2 protein-coding genes are annotated in these 2144 nt (G+C 68.3%); one reads left to right on the top strand and one right to left on the bottom strand.

Annotated elements, in window-relative coordinates; translation table 11 throughout:
• The first annotated feature begins 124 nt into the window (after window positions 1-124).
• On the top strand, window positions 125-1048 hold the full coding sequence (locus tag G3N99_RS39010) for a dihydrodipicolinate synthase family protein (protein WP_206125060.1): 924 nt from the start codon (window positions 125-127) through the stop codon (window positions 1046-1048).
• 38 nt (window positions 1049-1086) lie between these two features.
• Here G3N99_RS39010 and G3N99_RS39005 read toward each other — a convergent pair whose 3' ends face one another.
• A complete protein-coding gene (locus tag G3N99_RS39005; protein WP_041492519.1) occupies window positions 1087-1746 on the bottom strand; it encodes a GntR family transcriptional regulator in 660 nt (219 codons plus the stop codon).
• Window positions 1747-2144 lie beyond the last annotated feature (398 nt).

The following is a 2144-nucleotide window of genomic DNA, read 5'->3' as shown; positions in this document are numbered from 1 at the left end:
ACCACACGTTGGTGGTCGCCCATTTCGATTCGGGCGAAACGCTGCTGGGCGACGCGATGCTGGATTTCTTCAGCGCCTGCGCATGACCGCCCGCCGATCGGCTCATCCAACCGGAGACTCCCGCATGTCCACCTTCGCCACGCCGCGCGTGTTCGCGCCCGTCCTCACGCCGTTTCGCGCCGACGGGTCGATCGACGCGCCGCGCTTCGTCGCGTTCTGCCGCTGGCTCGTCGGGCAGGGCGCGGGCCTCGCGCCGTTCGGCACCAATAGCGAGGCGAACTCGCTGAGCGTCGCCGAGCGCTGCATGCTGCTCGACCGGATCGCGGCCGCCGACATCGATCCCGCGCAGGTATTGCCCGGCACCGGCGCGTGCGCGCTGCCGGATGCGATCGCGCTGACGCGCTACGCGGTGGAGGCCGGCTGCGCGGGCGTGCTGATGCTGCCGCCGTTCTTCTACCAGGGTGTCAGCGACGACGGCTTGTTCGCGTATTACGCGGGCGTGATCGACGCGGTCGGCTCGGACCGGCTGCGCGTGCTGCTGTATCACATCCCGCAACTGACGGGCGTGCCGATCACGCACACGCTGATCGAGCGGCTGGTTGCTGCGTATCCGCGCACGGTGGTCGGCATCAAGGACAGTTCGGGCGACTGGGCGAACACGGTGACGATGCTCGAACGCTTTCCGGGCTTCGCGGTGTTCCCCGCATCGGAGGCGCTGCTCGGGCGTGCGCTGCCGCTGGGCGCGGCCGGCTGCATCTCGGCGACCGCGAACCTGCAGCCGCACGCGATCGCGCAACTGCTCGCGGCGCCGACGGCCGTCGAACGCGCGACGTGGGAAGGGCGTGTATCGACCGTGCGCACCGCGCTGCAATCGCCGTCGATGATTGCAGCGTTGAAGGCCGTGGTCGCGCATTTCACGGGGCACGGCGACTGGGCGCGCGTGCGCGCGCCGCTGACACCTCATGCACCGGCCGACGTGCGCGCACTGCTCGCGCAGCTCGACGCACTCGGCTTCACGATGCCGTCGATCGACGAGGCACGTGCATGACGCGGCTCAACGCAATGCGCGGCCGCGCCGGGGTGCCGTCAGATCGATTCGCGCTCGTTGCGCTGGCGCTTGAGCCGGCCGAGCACGACGATCGACAGGCGCGCGGTGTGGTCGCGCATCGCGTTGTACGCGCGCTCGGGTTCGGCGGCGAGGATCGCATCGACGATCTCGCGGTGCTCGTCGGTGGCCGCCTCGAAACGCTTCGGCGACGCGGGCTGCGCCGCGCGGAAGCCCGCCAGGCGCTGCCGCTGCACCGCGATGATCGACGCGAGCGACTTGCTTTGCGCGCCCTTGCAGATCAGTTCGTGGAATTCGCGATTGAGCTGGAAGTACTCGGCCTCGTCGCCGCGCGCGATCGCCTCGTTCATCTCGACCTGCAGCTCCTCGAGCTGCTTCTTCTCGACGACGCTCATTCGCTGCGCGCTGAGCCGGCAGCACAGCGCCTCGAGCTCGCACATCGCTTCGAGCATGTCGGCGAGTTCGTCGAGGCTGAATTGCGCGACCACCACGCCCTTGCGCGGCGTCAGCTCGACCATCCCTCGCGCGGCCAGCTCGCGCAGCGCTTCGCGGATCGGCGTGCGCGACGCGTTGAACCGCTCGGCAAGCGCGATTTCCTCGAGCTTCTGGCCCGGTTCGAGCGTGCCGTCGATGATCTCGTCGAACAGCAGGCGATAGATCTTGGAAGAGAGCGTGGTCATCGTGTCGTGTGTGGTGTGGACAGCGCCGGCGGCCGCACCTGCCGGCCGGGAACCGCGCGAAAAGGCGTGGCCGCAGGGCCGGCCCATTATGCGCCAGCCGCCGGGGCCGCTCAATTTGCGGGGCGCGGCGCCGGACCGGACCCGCCGCGCAGTGTACGCGGAATTCGTTTCCGACCCGATAGGAGTATACGAGAAATATCAAATGAATACACGAGTGATTTATTGTATACGCGTCACTCGTCCCCGCCTGACGACGACAAAAGAGGACAACCGTGATCTGGTTCGGTATCGCAACGTATGAACTGAATGGCCGCGTCGCGGCAGGGCTCGCGATGGAGGGCGCGCTGTACGACGCGCAGGCCGTGCTGCAACGGGCAACCGGCGACGATGCGCCGCTA

Origin of the sequence: Burkholderia sp. Ac-20392 (genome assembly GCF_017104585.1) — a bacterium.
In the GTDB taxonomy this organism is placed as follows: domain Bacteria; phylum Pseudomonadota; class Gammaproteobacteria; order Burkholderiales; family Burkholderiaceae; genus Burkholderia; species Burkholderia lata.
Note: the sequence above shows the minus strand (reverse complement) of the source record. Positions and strands in the feature narration are given on the sequence as shown.